Raw genomic sequence first — 14519 nt, 5'->3', positions numbered from 1 at the left:
GTTCCAAATAGACAGTATGACAAAAAAATAAAAATATGGGAACAAGTGATTATGTGTTGATTTTCTTTAAGATTGTTGGTTCATTAGCATTGTTGATTTATGGTATGAAGGTGATGAGTGAGGCCTTACAGAAGATGGCCGGTTCGCAATTACGCCACATTTTAGGTGCCATGACGACCAACCGATTCACCGGAATGCTTACCGGTACATTTATCACTTGTGCAGTGCAATCGTCTTCGGCGACCACAGTTATGACTGTTTCGTTTGTTAATGCCGGCCTGTTGACTTTGGCTCAAGCTATATCGGTGATTATGGGAGCCAACATTGGTACTACGCTTACCGCTTGGATTATGTCGTTTGGCTATTCAGTTGACCTCACAGAATTTGTCTTCCCGGCTTTCCTTGTTGGTATTGTTCTCATTTATACACGCCGATTCCGTTATGCAGGCGATTTCCTCTTCGGTATCTCATTCTTATTTTTCAGTCTTGTGCTACTCAGCGGGGCAGGAAAAGACCTTGATTTAGAGCACAACCCTGCTGTCATCCATTTCTTTGAAACATTCGATACCAATAGTTATATCACCATCTTTACTTTCCTATTGATAGGTACGGTTATCACTTGCGTGGTGCAATCATCAGCCGCTGTGATGGCAATCACTATCATGTTGTGTTCCAGCGGTGTGCTGCCTATCTATCTAGGTATCGCCCTTGTGATGGGAGAGAATATCGGTACCACGGCAACGGCTAATCTTGCGGCTCTCGGAGCAAATACACAAGCACGGCGAACAGCATTGGCCCATTTGGTATTCAACGTTATAGGAGTGGTTTGGGTGCTCTGTTTGTTCTATCCGTTTGTGCGTATGGTGTGCGGATTTGTAGATTATGATCCGGACGGACATAGCCTTTCTACGCAGGAACTGACTCTTCGTCTGCCTATTGTATTGGCGGCTTTCCATACTTCCTTCAATGTGTTGAACACAGGAATATTGATTTGGTTCATCCCGCAAATAGAGAAATTGGTTTGCTGGCTTATCAAGCCGGGCAATGTAGATACCGAAGATGACTTCCGTCTACGTTTTATTCAAACTGGTATTATGCGTACACCTGAACTCTCGGTGTTGGAAGCTCAGAAAGAAATCGAGTCGTTTGCTGAGCGTATCCAGCGTATGTTCAGTATGGTTCCGGAATTGTTGAAGGAGACCGATGATGCCAAGTTTGTGAAGTTGTATAGCAGGATTGAAAAATACGAAGGTATCTCTGATAATATGGAAATAGAGATAGCGAAGTATTTGGACGAGGTGGGGCGTGCCCATTTGAGTGATGATACGAAGGTGAAGATACGTGCTATGTTGCGCGAAATATCAGAGATTGAGAGTATCGGTGATAGCTGTTTCAACATGGCTCGTACCATTAGTCGTTTGCAGCAGAGCAAGGAAGACTTCACGGAGCAGCAATATGAGCATATCCACCAGATGATGCAACTCACGAATGATGCACTTACGCAGATGAATACACTCTTTGTGGGATGTAGAGAGGAGCTGGATGCCAATCATTCTTTCAATATTGAGAATGAAATAAACAACTTCCGTAACCAGCTACGCACGCAGAATATCAATGACATTAACAATCATCTATACACTTATAGTGTAGGAACAATGTACATGGACTTGATACAGGAGTGTGAGAAATTAGGCGATTACGTGGTGAATGTGGTTGAGGCTCGTTTGGGAGTACGCCAACATGTAATCTAATAAAAAAGAGGTTGAGCAACACAGCTCAACCTCTTTCATTTAATCTTGGGCAGGTATGTGGCCTATCAGCCGTTTCATAGGGTTACTATCGTCACACATGAGTGCCGCATAACGGTCTAGAAAGGCTGTCTGACGGACTTCTTTTCGTGTACGTGCCCGGTGTACGTAGGCTCTTGGATTGCGCGGTTCGTAGACATGGAGTACTGAACAAACATGGTGAATCATGTGCTTGAAGGTGAACGGGCAGCCTCGACGGTCGCGTAATTCACACATCATGTAGGTGTCGTACACCATTTCTATGAGGTCGGTGGTGGTACCTTTCCAGTAATAATTCTTGTGTCCGGGACTTAGTTTTAGCAATTGTTCCATCTCTTTTTCCAATTGACTGATGGCCTTGTTTATCCTGTTTCTTTTCTCTTGTTGGTCTAGTTGTCTCTGATTGTTTGAATAGATTTCGTTCATGTTCTGATGATTAAAAAGGGTTGTTATCTTGAAAACTGCTGCTCATATTCAGAAGTTTCGAAGGCAAAATTACTGTGAATGGTGGAAATATAGGTTCACACAATCGGTACATCTCGTTAATCGAGTTTAACGAGATATATTATAACAAAGTAGAAAATGGCCTTGACGGAGTCTACTTCTCACTGTTTCCGAGAAGTCTTTTGCTCAAGTATCTCACAGGATACCATACGGATAGCCATCCGGCAGCAAGCACTGTGATGAAGATAATGAGGATGTCGTCGTAGTGAACACTTACGGGATAGGCGTTCACGATGAAGTTTCCGCTGCTGCTACCAAGCGATACAAGGCCGTAACGTTGTTGTAACCAACAAAGCAACAAACCCAAGCCGATGCCTACAACGGCACCGATGAGCGAAATCATACGACCTTCAAATAGGAAAATATGGGTTATCTGTTTATCGGAAGCTCCTAGATTGCGCAGTGTGACGACATCGTCTTTCTTATCAATGATGAGCATGGAGAGTGATCCGATGATGTTGAAACAAGCCACTACTAATATAAATGAGAGGAACAGATAGGCAATAATCTTCTCTATCTGCATGATTTTGAAGGTATCGGCTTGTTGTTCGAAGCGGTCTCTGACAGTGTATTTATTACCTGCAATCTGTTGCATTTGCGCTTTTACCTCGTCGAGGTTGCTCCCGTCTTTCAACCGTATTTCGAGCGAAGACAGCATGCCTTGCTGTCCAAAGAGGTTGCGAGCGAAGACGATGGAGGTAAGGATATAGTTCTTGTCGTATCGAGCTTGATTGACAACAAAGACTACACCGGCTGATATAAGGGAGTCTTGCACGAATCCACTTGAAGGGTCTGTCATGTCGAGCTGCCCTTCGCGTTGTGGTGCATAGATTTGTAAGAAACCGTTCCAACGTGCTCCGATACCTAAAGTCTGTGCCAATCGGATGCCCGGAATACCGTATTGGAGGTTTCCGGCGTGCAAATCAAACTGGCCATCTCCGTAAAGTATGCTCTTGATATGGGTGAGTTGGTCGAAGTTGTCGTCCACTCCTTTGATGGTCACCATCGTTTGTTGACCTTGATACATGGCGAGTGCCATGTCTTCCACGCTCTCTGTTGACACGTCTACTTGTGGAAATGCCTTGATTTTCGTGAGGATTGGATCATCGGCGGGAGCTGTTTTCCCTTTGGTAGGAACAATCTCTAGTTGCGGGTCGAAGTTGGTAAATAGTGTAGCAACCAAGTCGTGAAACCCATTGAACACGCTCAGTACAATGACAAGAGCCATTGTAGCAACGGCTACACCCACCACCGATATGACAGAAATCACGTTGATGGCGTTCGTACTCTTTTTGGAAAAGAGGTAGCGGCGGGCTATGAACAGTGGGAAATTCATGTAGTTTGAAAAGTTACCGGTAACTCGATTAGTAGATTATTCGAATAATCTAAAAGACTTGTTAACTCGTTTACTTGTCTCCTAGTAAACTCTCTTACTTCTTCAGCAATTCGTCTATACGTTCGATATAGTCTAAGGAATCGTCGATGAAAAAGCGCAGTTCGGGGATGATACGTAACTGATTGTGTACGCGTTTGCCTAATTCGTAGCGGATGGTCTTTTCGTTTTTAACGATGTTTTTGAGCATTTCTTCCCCTTTTTCCGATGGGAATATACTCAAATATGCCGTACAAATACTCAAGTCGGGGCTGATTTTAACGCGTGTCACACTCACCATGGTGCCGTGCATCAGGCGTGTTTGCTCCTGAAAAATAGTTGCAATCTCTTTTTGGAGTAAGCGCGATATGCGGTTTTGTCTTGTCTCTTGCATAGTCTAAAACATATATGTTGTAGGGCAAAGTTACAAAATCTACGAATGTTAACATTAAGATTCTTTTACTTTTTATGTTTAATTAGCACCTCATCGGTTTATCCTCAGTATTAAAAAATACGTTTTAAGCATCTTAATTCTTCTCAATTCTTATAATATTGAGAAGAATTGCGTATCTTTGGCGCGTTCAATACTTGATAATATGATAGAAATTCCCCCTGTAATAGATGATATTTAATAATTATCAGACGACTCAATTCATCGTTGCGCATAAACATTAATCTTTATCAATAGACTTGTTATCAAACGTAAACAGGCTGAGAAGGATGCAGCCAATAGATTCTTTCATATTGGTGATATTAATGAGCGGCAGGCTCAAATCATCAAGATTTTCGATGAGAATATCAATGAGATTCTTACAGTCAAAGATGCTCAAGTGCGTTTTATGATTAGTAACAATACTGCAAAGACTGATATTATGGGGCTTGTGGCGAAAGGGATACTGAGGGAGATAGCCTTGAATAAGGTGAAACGAGGTTACGTGCGTACCGACGAATTCGATGAAATAGTCTATAGCTATTAAAGGTTTGGAAGTATGTATCAATCTATATTCGCAATAAAAATGTTGCAATCATGAGAAAATACTTGTTTTATATAGCCATTGCTGTGGTCTTGGCGGGATGTAGTAGACCTGTAAAGACCGAGCAGGAAAGGAGTCTATTTGTCAATGATGTGGTCATTAAGACTACGCCGGTAAAGAATCAAGGAAGCGGACAACTATGTTGGGCCTATGCCATGTTGGCCACCATTGAGAGCGAGCACTTGATGAGAGGCGACTCGGTGAATCTCTCTACAGCCTTCATCACCCGCATGCGATTGCAGCAAATGGCCCGTGCACGTTATTTGTCGCAGGGTGCTAGTACCTTCAGCTTACGCGGGATGGCACCGCTACTCATTGATATGCTGATGACAGTGGGGGCAGAACCCTATGATAGCTATGAGGATAAGGATGGTTTGAATGTCGCTGTATTGAGTCGAAAGGTAGCTCGTTTGGCCGATATGTCCGCTTCTCGACGCATTGGAATCGATAATATGACTGAGCAACTCGACAATATGCTAGACCGCGCTATGGGATATATGCCGTCACGCTATGTCCACATGCTGGGAGCAGAATATACTCCTTTGGAGTTTGCTCATAGTGTTTGTGGCCGAGACGAGTACGTCTCTTTCACGAGTTTTGCCCATCATCCTTGGGGCGAAGAGGTGGCTTTAGAGTTGCCCGATAACACCCAAGGTTTTCGTTTCCACAATCTTCCCATCGATGAATTGATGAAACGTATTCGTAAGACATTGGCAGAGGGGCATCCGGTATGTTGGGAAGGGGACATCAGTGAGCTTGGATTCGATTTCAAGCAAGGTGTGGCCGAGGTTGATGAGCACGACCGTAAGGCCACAGATATACGCCGCTTAAGCGACTTGCAACACTTCTTGACTACCGACGACCATTGTATGGAACTTGTAGGATTAGCTCGCGACTTACAAGGTCATCGCTATTTTATTGCCAAAAACTCGTGGGGTACGCATAATAAATATGGTGGCTTCATGTATCTAAGTGAAGATTATGTGCGACTGAAAACCGTAGCTGTGGTCATGCCACGTACTGAATGATAATCGTATCAAGGCATTGGTGAAATGTCATTTTGTTCATTAAACCTTATTTTTCGTCTCCTTTTGTTGTTCGTATCAATAGTTTTCATTATATTTGCTTGCAAGATACATTACCTTTTAACATCTCTAAAGAGGATAAATAAATAAGAAATGGAAAAGATAGACAACCTAGACAAGAAGATACTTAGTATTCTTTCTAACAATGCACGTATTCCTTTTAAAGACGTAGCAGCCGAGTGTGGTGTCTCGCGTGCAGCCATTCATCAGCGTGTACAGCATTTGATGGCCGGTGGAGTCATCACCGGGAGTGGTTTCGATGTCAATCCTAAGAGTCTGGGATATTCTACTTGTACTTATGTGGGGCTCAATCTAGAGCGTGGAAGCATGTACAAGACAGTGGTAGAGCGTATTGAGACTATTCCTGAGATTGTGGAATGCCATTTCACAACCGGTCCTTATACGATGTTGGTGAAGCTCTATGCCCAAGACAATGAGCAGCTTATGGACTTGCTCAACAATCAGTTGCAGGGTATTCCCGGTGTGGTGAGCACTGAAACCTTGATTTCATTGGAGCAGAGTATCAAGCGCGAAATACCCGTCAAGATAGACGAAGACACGAAGAAATAGTAATTACATGGAATCTTTTAACTTAGAGTCGCATCTCAACGATATTTATGCGACGTTTCCGGAAGGTAATCACCGGCCGATTATCGGGTTGACGTCTGATCACGCCGACATCGATGCTACGCTGCGCGACCGATATTATAAGCAGGTTGTAGCGGCCGGAGGAACGCCCGTCATCATCCCTCCTGTGGCCGACCGCCACGTCATCATCAACACACTTGAGCATCTCGATGGGCTCATCTTGACCGGTGGGGCCGACGTGAATCCTCTGTGGACGGGCGAAGAACCCGAATCCGGTGTGGGGCATGTGAATGGTGAGCGCGACTTAGCCGAACTTCTTATCTGTCGATTGGCCTTGAATCGGCAGATTCCTATATTGGGAATATGTCGCGGTATACAAACTTTGACCATTGCTTTAGGTGGGCATGTACGGCAGGACATGGGTACGACGGAAGTGAAACATTCGCAGAATGCCGACCGCACACTGCCTACGCATAGCGTTCGGATAGAGCAAGATTCCTACCTATATCATATATACGAGTCGGAAAACACCTTTGTCAACAGTTTCCATCATCAAGCTGTTGACAATCCGGGCAAGCATCTCCGCATTACGGCCAAGGCTGCCGATGGCACGATAGAGGGTGTGGAGAGCACCGAGTATAAGTCCATCTTGGGTGTGCAGTGGCATCCCGAATGGCTCGAAGCCGACGGGTTGAAGCTTTTTTCTTGGCTTGTGAAACGGGCAGCAGAGTATCGTGAGGCATGCGATGTACACAGTCGTGTGTTGACGCTCGATACCCATTGCGACACGCCAATGTTCTTTCCACAAGGTATTCATTTTGAAAGGCGCGATCCACGCATCCTTGTCGACTTGCACAAGATGACCGATGGTCGACAAGATGCCGTCACAATGGTGTCTTATCTGCCGCAACCTCGTGAGGGTGAAGACTTTTCTCAATTAGTCGATTATGCCAAGATTCAGACGAGCATGCACCGTCCCGGTGCGACTATCACGCCTACACAATATGCCAATCTCATCTTTGATAAGATAAAAGAAATAGTGGCTGCGAATAGTCGCTATGTATCTATCGCTCGCACTCCGCAACAACTTTATGAGAATAAAGCGGCCGGTCGAAAGAGCATCATGCTGGGTATCGAGAATGGTTTTGCACTGGGTCAAGACCTCAATTTAGTGAAGCACTTTGCTGACCGCGGTATCGTTTATATCACGCTGTGCCATAATGGTGACAACGATATATGTGATAGTGCTGCTCGTACCAACCATACGCACGACGGTGTGAGCGAGTTTGGTGAAGAAGTGATTCGCGAAATGAACCGTTGTGGAGTTATGGTCGACCTCAGTCATGGTGGTGTTAAGAGTTTTTATGATGCTTTGGAGATTAGCCAGACGCCTATTGTGTGCAGCCATAGCAGCTGTCGCGACCTTTGCGATGTGCCTCGTAACCTCTACGACGACCAACTACGGGCTCTTGCGGCCAAGGGTGGTGTGGCACAAATCACTATTTATAAAGGCTTCCTATGTAAGAATCCTAGCGAAGCTTCCATTGTCAATGTCATGCAACATCTAGAACATGCCATTGCCGTAGCGGGCATTGACCACGTCGGATTAGGTACTGATTTCGATGGCGATGGCGGTGCTCCGGGACTAGCCGACTCTTCCGAGCTTATTAATTTCACCATCGAACTGTTGCGTCGACGTTACAGCGAAGACGATATTCGGAAGATATGGGGCGGCAACTGGCTTCGTGTAATGACCCAAGTACAGAATTACGGAAAATGAAAAAGAAACCAATCATCATCATAGTGAGTTTACTTGTATTAGCTGGTATCGTTTATGCGTTCGTTGGGGGATACGGTTCGCAAACAGAAATGTTGCCCGAAACCGAGGAAGTGGAGAAAGTCAATCCCGTAGGTCCGGCCTTTAATGCCGATAGTGCCTATGCTTTCACACAAGCACAGTGCGATTTTGGTCCCCGCTCTATGAACAGTGTGGGGCACGACCGTTGTGCTGAATGGATAGTGAATCGTTTTAAAGCTTACGGTTGTAAAGTCGAAATACAGCGTGCCGACCTTACGGGGTACGATGGAACTGTGTTGAAGAGCCAAAATATCATGGCTTCTTATCGTCCCGAACTCACTACTCGTATTTTGCTATGTGCCCACTGGGATAGTCGCCCTTGGGCCGATAACGATCCCGATTCTGCTAATTGGCACAAGCCTATTATGGCTGCTAACGATGCTGCTAGTGGTGTGGCTGTCATGTTGGAGATAGCTCGATTGCTCAATCAAGATAAGAAATTGAACATCGGTGTCGACTTTGTTTGCTTCGATGCTGAAGATTGGGGCACCCCACAATGGGCTGATGTTGAAGATGATGGAGAAAGTTGGGCACTTGGAGCACAGTATTGGGCGCAGCATATCCCGGGTGGTTATGCCCCTCGTTACGGAATTTTGCTCGATATGGTAGGTGGCCAAGGAGCCCGATTCTTCCAAGAACAGATGTCTAAGCAGTATGCTCCCGACATTGTTAAGAAAGTGTGGCGTGCAGCTAGGTCGGCCGGTTATGGTAGCTTCTTCCCCAAGATCGATGGTGGAGCAGTGACAGATGATCACATCCCGGTGAACGATTTTGCCAAGATTCCTACTATTGATATTATCCCATATTATCCAGATTGCAGGCAAAGTTCGTTCGGTCCCACTTGGCATACCCTTGCCGACGACATGCAGCATATTGATAAGAATACGCTCAAAGCGGTGGGACAAACCGTTATTCAGGTGCTGTTTATGGAGTAAAAGAGGTTTGTAGGCAAATGGAATAATAACTTCTATCCCGGTTTTTCCCTATTGTGGAAGGCCGGGATTTTTTTGATGCGCTAATGATTCCTTCTCCCATAGAGAGGGGGAGAAGCTAGAAAGGGGAGTACTTTAACCTGATTCGTTATGTATGGGTAACCCTTTAGGGCTTCTTTTTCATAACAATGGCCGGACAAATTGCCCGGCCATGATAGTTTACGTGCGCTAACGAGCGAGTCGGAAGTGTACGTTATATATGCTTTTGCACTTGCAAAAGCGTTGTTATATTATTCTTCTACGAGTGAGAAATCTTCTTTGGTTACACCGCAAAGAGGGCAAACCCAATCTTCAGGAATATCTTCAAATGCTGTTCCGGGAGCGATACCGCCATCAGGATCACCTACTTCAGGGTCATAAATATAGCCACATACGTCGCAAACATACTTCTTCATAATGCTTATAGTTTTAATTAATACTTTATATTTTAATCTTGTTGAGGGCAAAGATAGATAAAATATAGATACGCTCCAAACGGTTTTGGAATTATTTTTAGAAATAAATCTTATTCGATATGAGCTAGTCTGATTCCAACAACCGATAGCGTCGCTCTGTAAGCTTGTTAGCTATGGTCTGTAATGCTTTGTTGCGTATGAGCAAACCTAGGATGCCCAAACCCATCAACGCGATATAGTTCCATGGTTGAGGCAGCAGATAATGCAGCACTCCGTACACGATAATGGCTCCGAATACGGACATGGTGGCAATGTAAGCTTTCATGTCGAAGCCTTGATTGTTAAATACCGAAGCACCAAAAAGGTCGGCCCGTTTCGATGTGAGCGTCAATGCGATGAGTATCAGGTCGACAATTCCGAGCCCAAACACGACGATGGCTACCCAGTCTATGAGCTTATGATTCATCCAAATATAGATAGGCAGGATCGTAATAGAAGAGATAAGGGTGAGCGCGGTATACATGTTGTATTTACGCCGGAGTAGCTGTTCGATGTCAAAAGGCTTCGTCCAAAGTCCGTGGAGATAGTTGGCTTCGATGCCAATGCCCCATTGCCCGATACCCATGGCGGCAGCTGTGAGAGCTAACAGGTTCCATGCCATGGTGAAAGACTCGCCCGACAGATTGGTGTAACTATAGTTATACGCATTGAAAAGGAAACAGGCTATGAGTATCCAAAAGGATACACGCAGGCGCTTGATGCGCATCAGACGTCGTAAGTCGGTTAATAACCCTGACCGTTGTATACTTTTGGTGCGACGTGATGAGGTTTTACGCTCATCGGGATAATTCTCCAGCCGATTGGTATAGTAGAATATCGGGGCGATGAGGAGGGCGATAATCAGCAGTGTGACGATGGCATGTGCTCCACCGGATAGTGCGAATGGGTTGATGGTATGGAGGAAAAGGCATATCAAGCAGAAAGGCAGATAGATGAAGACAGGCAATTTGTACTCCCAACCGTGGGCTTTGTGAAAGGCCAATATCAATGTGGCGTTGAGATAAGATACAGCCAATGATACCACGAACATGGCAAGGCTGCCGCGATAGATGGCTAATGGAAGGAGTAGAAGTGGATAGAATAAGGTTATCAGGTCGGCGCTTAGAGTGATGTATAGCAGCCATGTCCACTGACGAGAGGGGATGGGACGCGTCTTCACGAAGTCGCTCATGTCTGTATCGGGGTGCATGATGAAGAGCTTCATGATGAAGTCTGGGATGAGAAAACCAATGGCTATCATCGATACAACAGCCGTGTCGTCGCCCTGTTTGAGTAGCTGCCATGCCTTTGCGCCCCCAACTTCAAGGGCTATCCAAGCACAAAGTAGCGTAAGAAAATAGAAGTATGCTGCTACAATGATAGGTCTCCATTCGAAGTTGCGACGCTTCTGAACGAGCCACATGTGGAGAAGTAAGCGTATCATTGGGCTATGAAATAATGGTTTAATTCGTCAAATGCGCTGCCGGCTTCGTTGGCAATGTCTTTGACGATGTACCCTTTCTCCAAGAGAAGGATACGGGTAGTCACATCGGTAATGTAGTTTAGGTTGTGGCTGGAGATGATAACGGTGGTGCCAAGTCGCTCATTGAGTCGCTTGATATGGTGTGCCACAGCTATTTGTGACGACGGGTCGAGGTAGTTAAAAGGCTCGTCGAGTATCAGTATTTGGGGCTCAATGAGCATCGCACCGATGATTCCTATCTTTTGGCGGTTGCCCTCTGAGAATTCTTTGAGGTATTTGCCGGTGCCTAACACCTCGTCGTGCATGAGGTCGCTATATTGTTCCAACCGCATTTTTGCAATGTCGTGGTCGATTCCGTAAGCGTCGGCTATGAATTGGAAATACTCTTCAGGTGTGTAGAAATCAATGAGGAAACGACGATCTATGTACGACCCTGTGTAGTGTTTCCACGTCGTGTCTTCGTTGACAGGGACTCCGTTGCTGAGCACTTGTCCCGTTGTTGCCTTAATCAGGTCAAGCATTAATCGGAGCAGGGTGGTTTTCCCTGCTCCGTTGTTGCCTACCAAGCCGATGATTTCTCCGCTCTTGAAAGTGAGTGTGTCGATACTAAGAGCTGTCTTTTCGCCATAGACTTTGCTCAATTCGCATAATTGTAGTTCCATGAAATGATTTAATTTAAGTTTCGCCGGTGGCTCGACTTGGGAGTTCTTTGGAGTTAAAAGGGAGTTAACGGAAGATAACAGACACTTGTCGGATACCTCCCACTAACTCCCTTTTAATTTCCGTTAGCTCCTCAGATTATTTCACCCACTTGTCTAATACAGGTTCGGTGACTCCTGTGAGTTCGCTCTTCTTCTCGTCGTTCAGTTGCTCAAAGATGACGATCTTGTTTTCGCCTTTCTTCAAGAAACATCCCGGTAGGTAGAGCGTTTGCTGTGGTCCGACCTTCCAATAGCGTCCGAGGTTGATTCCGTTTACGAAGACGATGCCCTTACCCCATTTCTCCATATCGAGGAAAGTGTCTCCTACGGTGTCCAATTTGAATGTACCGCTGTAGAGAACAGGTGCCCCGGCATTGTATCCGGCGGGCATCTTATCTACGTTAGGCATCTCGCTCATAGGCAGACCGCGCATTTCCCAGTTGCCTGTAATCTCGTTTCCACCGATGGTGATAGGCTCGATGATACCCTTATGGTTGGCTGTGATGCGTGCACCATAGTTGATACGGCCAAAGTTTTCGACCAAGATGTCGAGTGTACTGTTGAAAGGTACGTTTATTTCCAAGCTGTCCTTGCCGGTTACACGGTTCAGTTCACCCACCTTTTCACCATTGATATATACTACGCCGAAGTCTGCGATGCCCGGCACTTTCATCATTCCGCTGATGGGTTGGTTGAAGTGTCGACGGTAAAGTACATATCCATGACCTTGATTCAACTGCTCGAAATTGAGTGGAGTGTCGCTCTCTACGGCTTTTACACCTTCTAGCAGAGTGAGTACATCGGCTGTCTTAGTGAGTTTGATTTGTGGTATCGAGATGACAGGAATGCGCTCCGGAACTGCCGGAACCTTATATTTTACCGACTTGCTGAGCAACTCTCTCAGTGCATTATACTTAGGAGTGGCCCATCCGGCTTCGCTGATAGGAGCGTCATAGTCGTAGGTTGTCATGTCGGGTTGTATGTCGTTCTTCTTCGCATAGTTCGCTCCTGAGGTGAAACCGAAGTTGGTTCCGCCATGAACCATGTAGTAGTTGAAGCTTACACCGGCATCCAAATATTTCTTGGTCTGCTTCACTATGCTCTCTGTAGAGACGAGTGGACGCTTTTCATTCCAGTGACATAGCCAACCGGGATAGAATTCTGCCACCATGTAAGGGCCTACACCGTTGTTGTATTCGTTTACGGTCTTCTTTAAATTCTCGATGTTGTCTTCGCCATTAGCAGTGGGAAGAATGCCCTTAACGGCTCCACCATTGAACAGCCAACTACCATCTGAGGTGAATCTAGGGATGTTGAAGCCCACCTCGTCGAGTATTTTTACAATCTTGGCATTGTATGCTTTGTGTACTTCTAAGGGTATATCCTTGCGTTGAGCCACGTAAGAACCGAACTCATTCTCGGCTTGTACCATGATGATTGGACCACCATTGGTAATTTGAAGATCCTTCACTTGGCCGGCCAACTGTGTCAAATACGTGCGACAAGCTTTGAGGAAAGCTTCGTTATCGGTACGGATAACCATATCTTTCTCGTTCTGTAACCACCAAGGATAGCCACCGAAGTCCCACTCTGCACAGCAGTATGGGCCGGGACGGAGTATCACCATCAAGCCTTCTTCGGCTGCGGTCTTAATGAATTGTTTGATATTATGGTTGCCGGTTGTCCAGTCCCATACGCCCGGAGCCACTTCGTGATGGTTCCAGAATACGTATGTAGCCACGGCATTAAGTCCCATAGCCTTCATCATCTTCAGGCGATGGCGCCAGTAAGGAGCCGGAATGCGAGCGTAATGCATCTCTCCGGAGTGGAGTTGGATAGGCTTTCCGTCGTACAAGAAATTACCCGATTGAATAGCGAACGTATGCTTTACGTTCTTTGCTGCATGTGCTCCTACTGTCAAAGTAAGGAACAGTGCGGTACAAAATAATTTTAAATGTCTCATATTTAGGTTGATGGTTATTAGTCAATAAGCCCATAGCTGGGGCTGCTTTTCGTGCAAAGATATAGCAAATTTTCCGAAGTCGTCTCGCTATTGTGTGAACTTTTTATATTTGTTGTGAAAAGATGAAGTGTTCATGGTGCTTTTATTGTCGGAAAATATGTATATTTGTGTCGTCCAAATATCAGTAAATATAATGGAAGCAAACACTCTCTTTGAAAATAGGTATCGACTTTCGAAGGCCATGATGTACGATTTTGTGAAGATCGTATATGGTATTAAAACATATATTCTCGCTTTTGCTTTAATCCTACTGTGTGCCTTTTATATTTGGGATATAGCATACTGGAAAGGCGATACGGTTGGCGGTGTGGTCATGCTGGCTATTCTTTTGTTCGGCCTCATGGCCATATCTCCTTACTTCACAGCCCGCCGCGGCTTTAAAGCTATGCGGAAACGCACCAAGGCTTTGCATGGAGTGGAAGACCCCGAAGTATGTTTTGAGTTCGGAGACAGAATCGTATGCCACGTCAATGAGAATGTATCTTATTATGACTACAGCCAAATCTTAAAATATAAGGAGCGTCCCCATGTCATCGCCTTGCTGCTTTCGAAGAACACGGGTATAATGCTCGACCCTCAGGGTTTCACCGTTGGCACCTTGGAAGATTTCAGGCGATTTATCGAAAAGAAGTGTCTGCAGGTGAAGAAGAGGATGTAA

At 45.4% G+C, this 14519-nt stretch carries 15 protein-coding genes; 7 read left to right on the top strand and 8 right to left on the bottom strand.

The genetic code is table 11. The features are described 5' to 3' along the window. Positions 1 to 35: 35 nt before the first annotated feature. Positions 36 to 1751 carry a Na/Pi cotransporter family protein gene (locus tag AC1EK4_RS06110; RefSeq protein WP_036898174.1) on the top strand — a complete coding sequence of 572 codons (1716 nt, stop codon included), beginning with the start codon at positions 36 to 38 and terminating at the stop codon, positions 1749 to 1751. A 39-nt stretch (positions 1752 to 1790) separates the two neighbouring features. Here AC1EK4_RS06110 and AC1EK4_RS06105 read toward each other — a convergent pair whose 3' ends face one another. The 4 genes from AC1EK4_RS06105 to AC1EK4_RS06090 form a co-directional block, all read right to left on the bottom strand. Beyond that, positions 1791 to 2213, bottom strand: a complete 423-nt coding sequence (locus AC1EK4_RS06105; protein ID WP_480357420.1) for a hypothetical protein — start codon at positions 2211 to 2213, stop codon at positions 1791 to 1793. Positions 2214 to 2385: 172 nt separating this feature from the next. Next, a complete protein-coding gene (locus AC1EK4_RS06100) occupies positions 2386 to 3627 on the bottom strand; it encodes an FtsX-like permease family protein (RefSeq protein ID WP_480357419.1) in 1242 nt (413 codons plus the stop codon). 94 nt (positions 3628 to 3721) lie between these two features. After that, on the bottom strand, positions 3722 to 4057 hold the full coding sequence (gene rbfA / locus AC1EK4_RS06095; protein WP_036898190.1) for a 30S ribosome-binding factor RbfA: 336 nt from the start codon (positions 4055 to 4057) through the stop codon (positions 3722 to 3724). 277 nt (positions 4058 to 4334) lie between these two features. Continuing rightward, the gene (locus tag AC1EK4_RS06090) at positions 4335 to 4493 is read right to left on the bottom strand and encodes a hypothetical protein (RefSeq protein ID WP_156431099.1); all 159 of its coding nucleotides are present in this window, start codon (positions 4491 to 4493) and stop codon (positions 4335 to 4337) included. Positions 4494 to 4502: 9 nt separating this feature from the next. Here AC1EK4_RS06090 and AC1EK4_RS06085 point away from each other — a divergent pair, with 9 nt between their 5' ends. From AC1EK4_RS06085 to AC1EK4_RS06065, 5 genes are all read left to right on the top strand, one after another. Continuing rightward, positions 4503 to 4640 carry a hypothetical protein gene (locus AC1EK4_RS06085; protein ID WP_156958381.1) on the top strand — a complete coding sequence of 46 codons (138 nt, stop codon included), beginning with the start codon at positions 4503 to 4505 and terminating at the stop codon, positions 4638 to 4640. 50 nt (positions 4641 to 4690) lie between these two features. After that, on the top strand, positions 4691 to 5725 hold the full coding sequence (locus AC1EK4_RS06080) for a C1 family peptidase (protein ID WP_480357418.1): 1035 nt from the start codon (positions 4691 to 4693) through the stop codon (positions 5723 to 5725). 150 nt (positions 5726 to 5875) lie between these two features. Then, positions 5876 to 6352 carry an Lrp/AsnC family transcriptional regulator gene (locus tag AC1EK4_RS06075; protein WP_036898194.1) on the top strand — a complete coding sequence of 159 codons (477 nt, stop codon included), beginning with the start codon at positions 5876 to 5878 and terminating at the stop codon, positions 6350 to 6352. A 7-nt stretch (positions 6353 to 6359) separates the two neighbouring features. After that, on the top strand, positions 6360 to 8150 hold the full coding sequence (locus AC1EK4_RS06070; RefSeq protein WP_480357416.1) for a membrane dipeptidase: 1791 nt from the start codon (positions 6360 to 6362) through the stop codon (positions 8148 to 8150). Between the two features lie 89 nt (positions 8151 to 8239). Continuing rightward, entirely contained in the window at positions 8240 to 9163 is a 924-nt protein-coding gene (locus AC1EK4_RS06065) for a M28 family peptidase (protein ID WP_480357509.1), read from the top strand. Between the two features lie 287 nt (positions 9164 to 9450). Here AC1EK4_RS06065 and rd read toward each other — a convergent pair whose 3' ends face one another. The 4 genes from rd to AC1EK4_RS06045 all read right to left on the bottom strand — a co-directional run bounded on the left by rd (position 9451) and on the right by AC1EK4_RS06045 (position 13801). After that, entirely contained in the window at positions 9451 to 9615 is a 165-nt protein-coding gene (rd, locus tag AC1EK4_RS06060; RefSeq protein ID WP_062435174.1) for a rubredoxin, read from the bottom strand. Positions 9616 to 9739: 124 nt separating this feature from the next. Continuing rightward, positions 9740 to 11098, bottom strand: a complete 1359-nt coding sequence (locus AC1EK4_RS06055; protein WP_480357413.1) for a DUF5687 family protein — start codon at positions 11096 to 11098, stop codon at positions 9740 to 9742. Continuing rightward, complete coding sequence (locus tag AC1EK4_RS06050) at positions 11095 to 11799, bottom strand: ABC transporter ATP-binding protein (protein ID WP_036898205.1); 705 nt, start codon at positions 11797 to 11799, stop codon at positions 11095 to 11097. The genes AC1EK4_RS06055 and AC1EK4_RS06050 overlap by 4 nt, the downstream gene beginning before the upstream one ends. A gap of 136 nt (positions 11800 to 11935) precedes the next feature. Further along, entirely contained in the window at positions 11936 to 13801 is a 1866-nt protein-coding gene (locus tag AC1EK4_RS06045; protein ID WP_480357411.1) for a glycoside hydrolase family 35 protein, read from the bottom strand. 193 nt (positions 13802 to 13994) lie between these two features. Here AC1EK4_RS06045 and AC1EK4_RS06040 point away from each other — a divergent pair, with 193 nt between their 5' ends. After that, on the top strand, positions 13995 to 14519 hold the full coding sequence (locus tag AC1EK4_RS06040; protein ID WP_036898210.1) for a YcxB family protein: 525 nt from the start codon (positions 13995 to 13997) through the stop codon (positions 14517 to 14519).

It is taken from the genome of Prevotella sp. C0026C3 (assembly GCF_056590795.1).
Note: the sequence above shows the minus strand (reverse complement) of the source record. Positions and strands in the feature narration are given on the sequence as shown.

Excerpts from the sequence above, each read along its gene's own strand:
- AC1EK4_RS06110 (WP_036898174.1), top strand. The coding sequence starts at position 36 with ATGGGAACAAGTGATTATGTGTTGATTTTCTTTAAGATTGTTGGTTCA.
- AC1EK4_RS06105 (WP_480357420.1), bottom strand. The coding sequence starts at position 2,213 with ATGAACGAAATCTATTCAAACAATCAGAGACAACTAGACCAACAAGAG.
- AC1EK4_RS06100 (WP_480357419.1), bottom strand. The coding sequence starts at position 3,627 with ATGAATTTCCCACTGTTCATAGCCCGCCGCTACCTCTTTTCCAAAAAG.
- rbfA (WP_036898190.1), bottom strand. The coding sequence starts at position 4,057 with ATGCAAGAGACAAGACAAAACCGCATATCGCGCTTACTCCAAAAAGAG.
- AC1EK4_RS06085 (WP_156958381.1), top strand. The coding sequence starts at position 4,503 with ATGATTAGTAACAATACTGCAAAGACTGATATTATGGGGCTTGTGGCG.
- AC1EK4_RS06080 (WP_480357418.1), top strand. The coding sequence starts at position 4,691 with ATGAGAAAATACTTGTTTTATATAGCCATTGCTGTGGTCTTGGCGGGA.
- AC1EK4_RS06075 (WP_036898194.1), top strand. The coding sequence starts at position 5,876 with ATGGAAAAGATAGACAACCTAGACAAGAAGATACTTAGTATTCTTTCT.
- AC1EK4_RS06070 (WP_480357416.1), top strand. The coding sequence starts at position 6,360 with ATGGAATCTTTTAACTTAGAGTCGCATCTCAACGATATTTATGCGACG.
- AC1EK4_RS06065 (WP_480357509.1), top strand. The coding sequence starts at position 8,240 with ATGTTGCCCGAAACCGAGGAAGTGGAGAAAGTCAATCCCGTAGGTCCG.
- rd (WP_062435174.1), bottom strand. The coding sequence starts at position 9,615 with ATGAAGAAGTATGTTTGCGACGTATGTGGCTATATTTATGACCCTGAA.
- AC1EK4_RS06055 (WP_480357413.1), bottom strand. The coding sequence starts at position 11,098 with ATGATACGCTTACTTCTCCACATGTGGCTCGTTCAGAAGCGTCGCAAC.
- AC1EK4_RS06050 (WP_036898205.1), bottom strand. The coding sequence starts at position 11,799 with ATGGAACTACAATTATGCGAATTGAGCAAAGTCTATGGCGAAAAGACA.
- AC1EK4_RS06045 (WP_480357411.1), bottom strand. The coding sequence starts at position 13,801 with ATGAGACATTTAAAATTATTTTGTACCGCACTGTTCCTTACTTTGACA.
- AC1EK4_RS06040 (WP_036898210.1), top strand. The coding sequence starts at position 13,995 with ATGGAAGCAAACACTCTCTTTGAAAATAGGTATCGACTTTCGAAGGCC.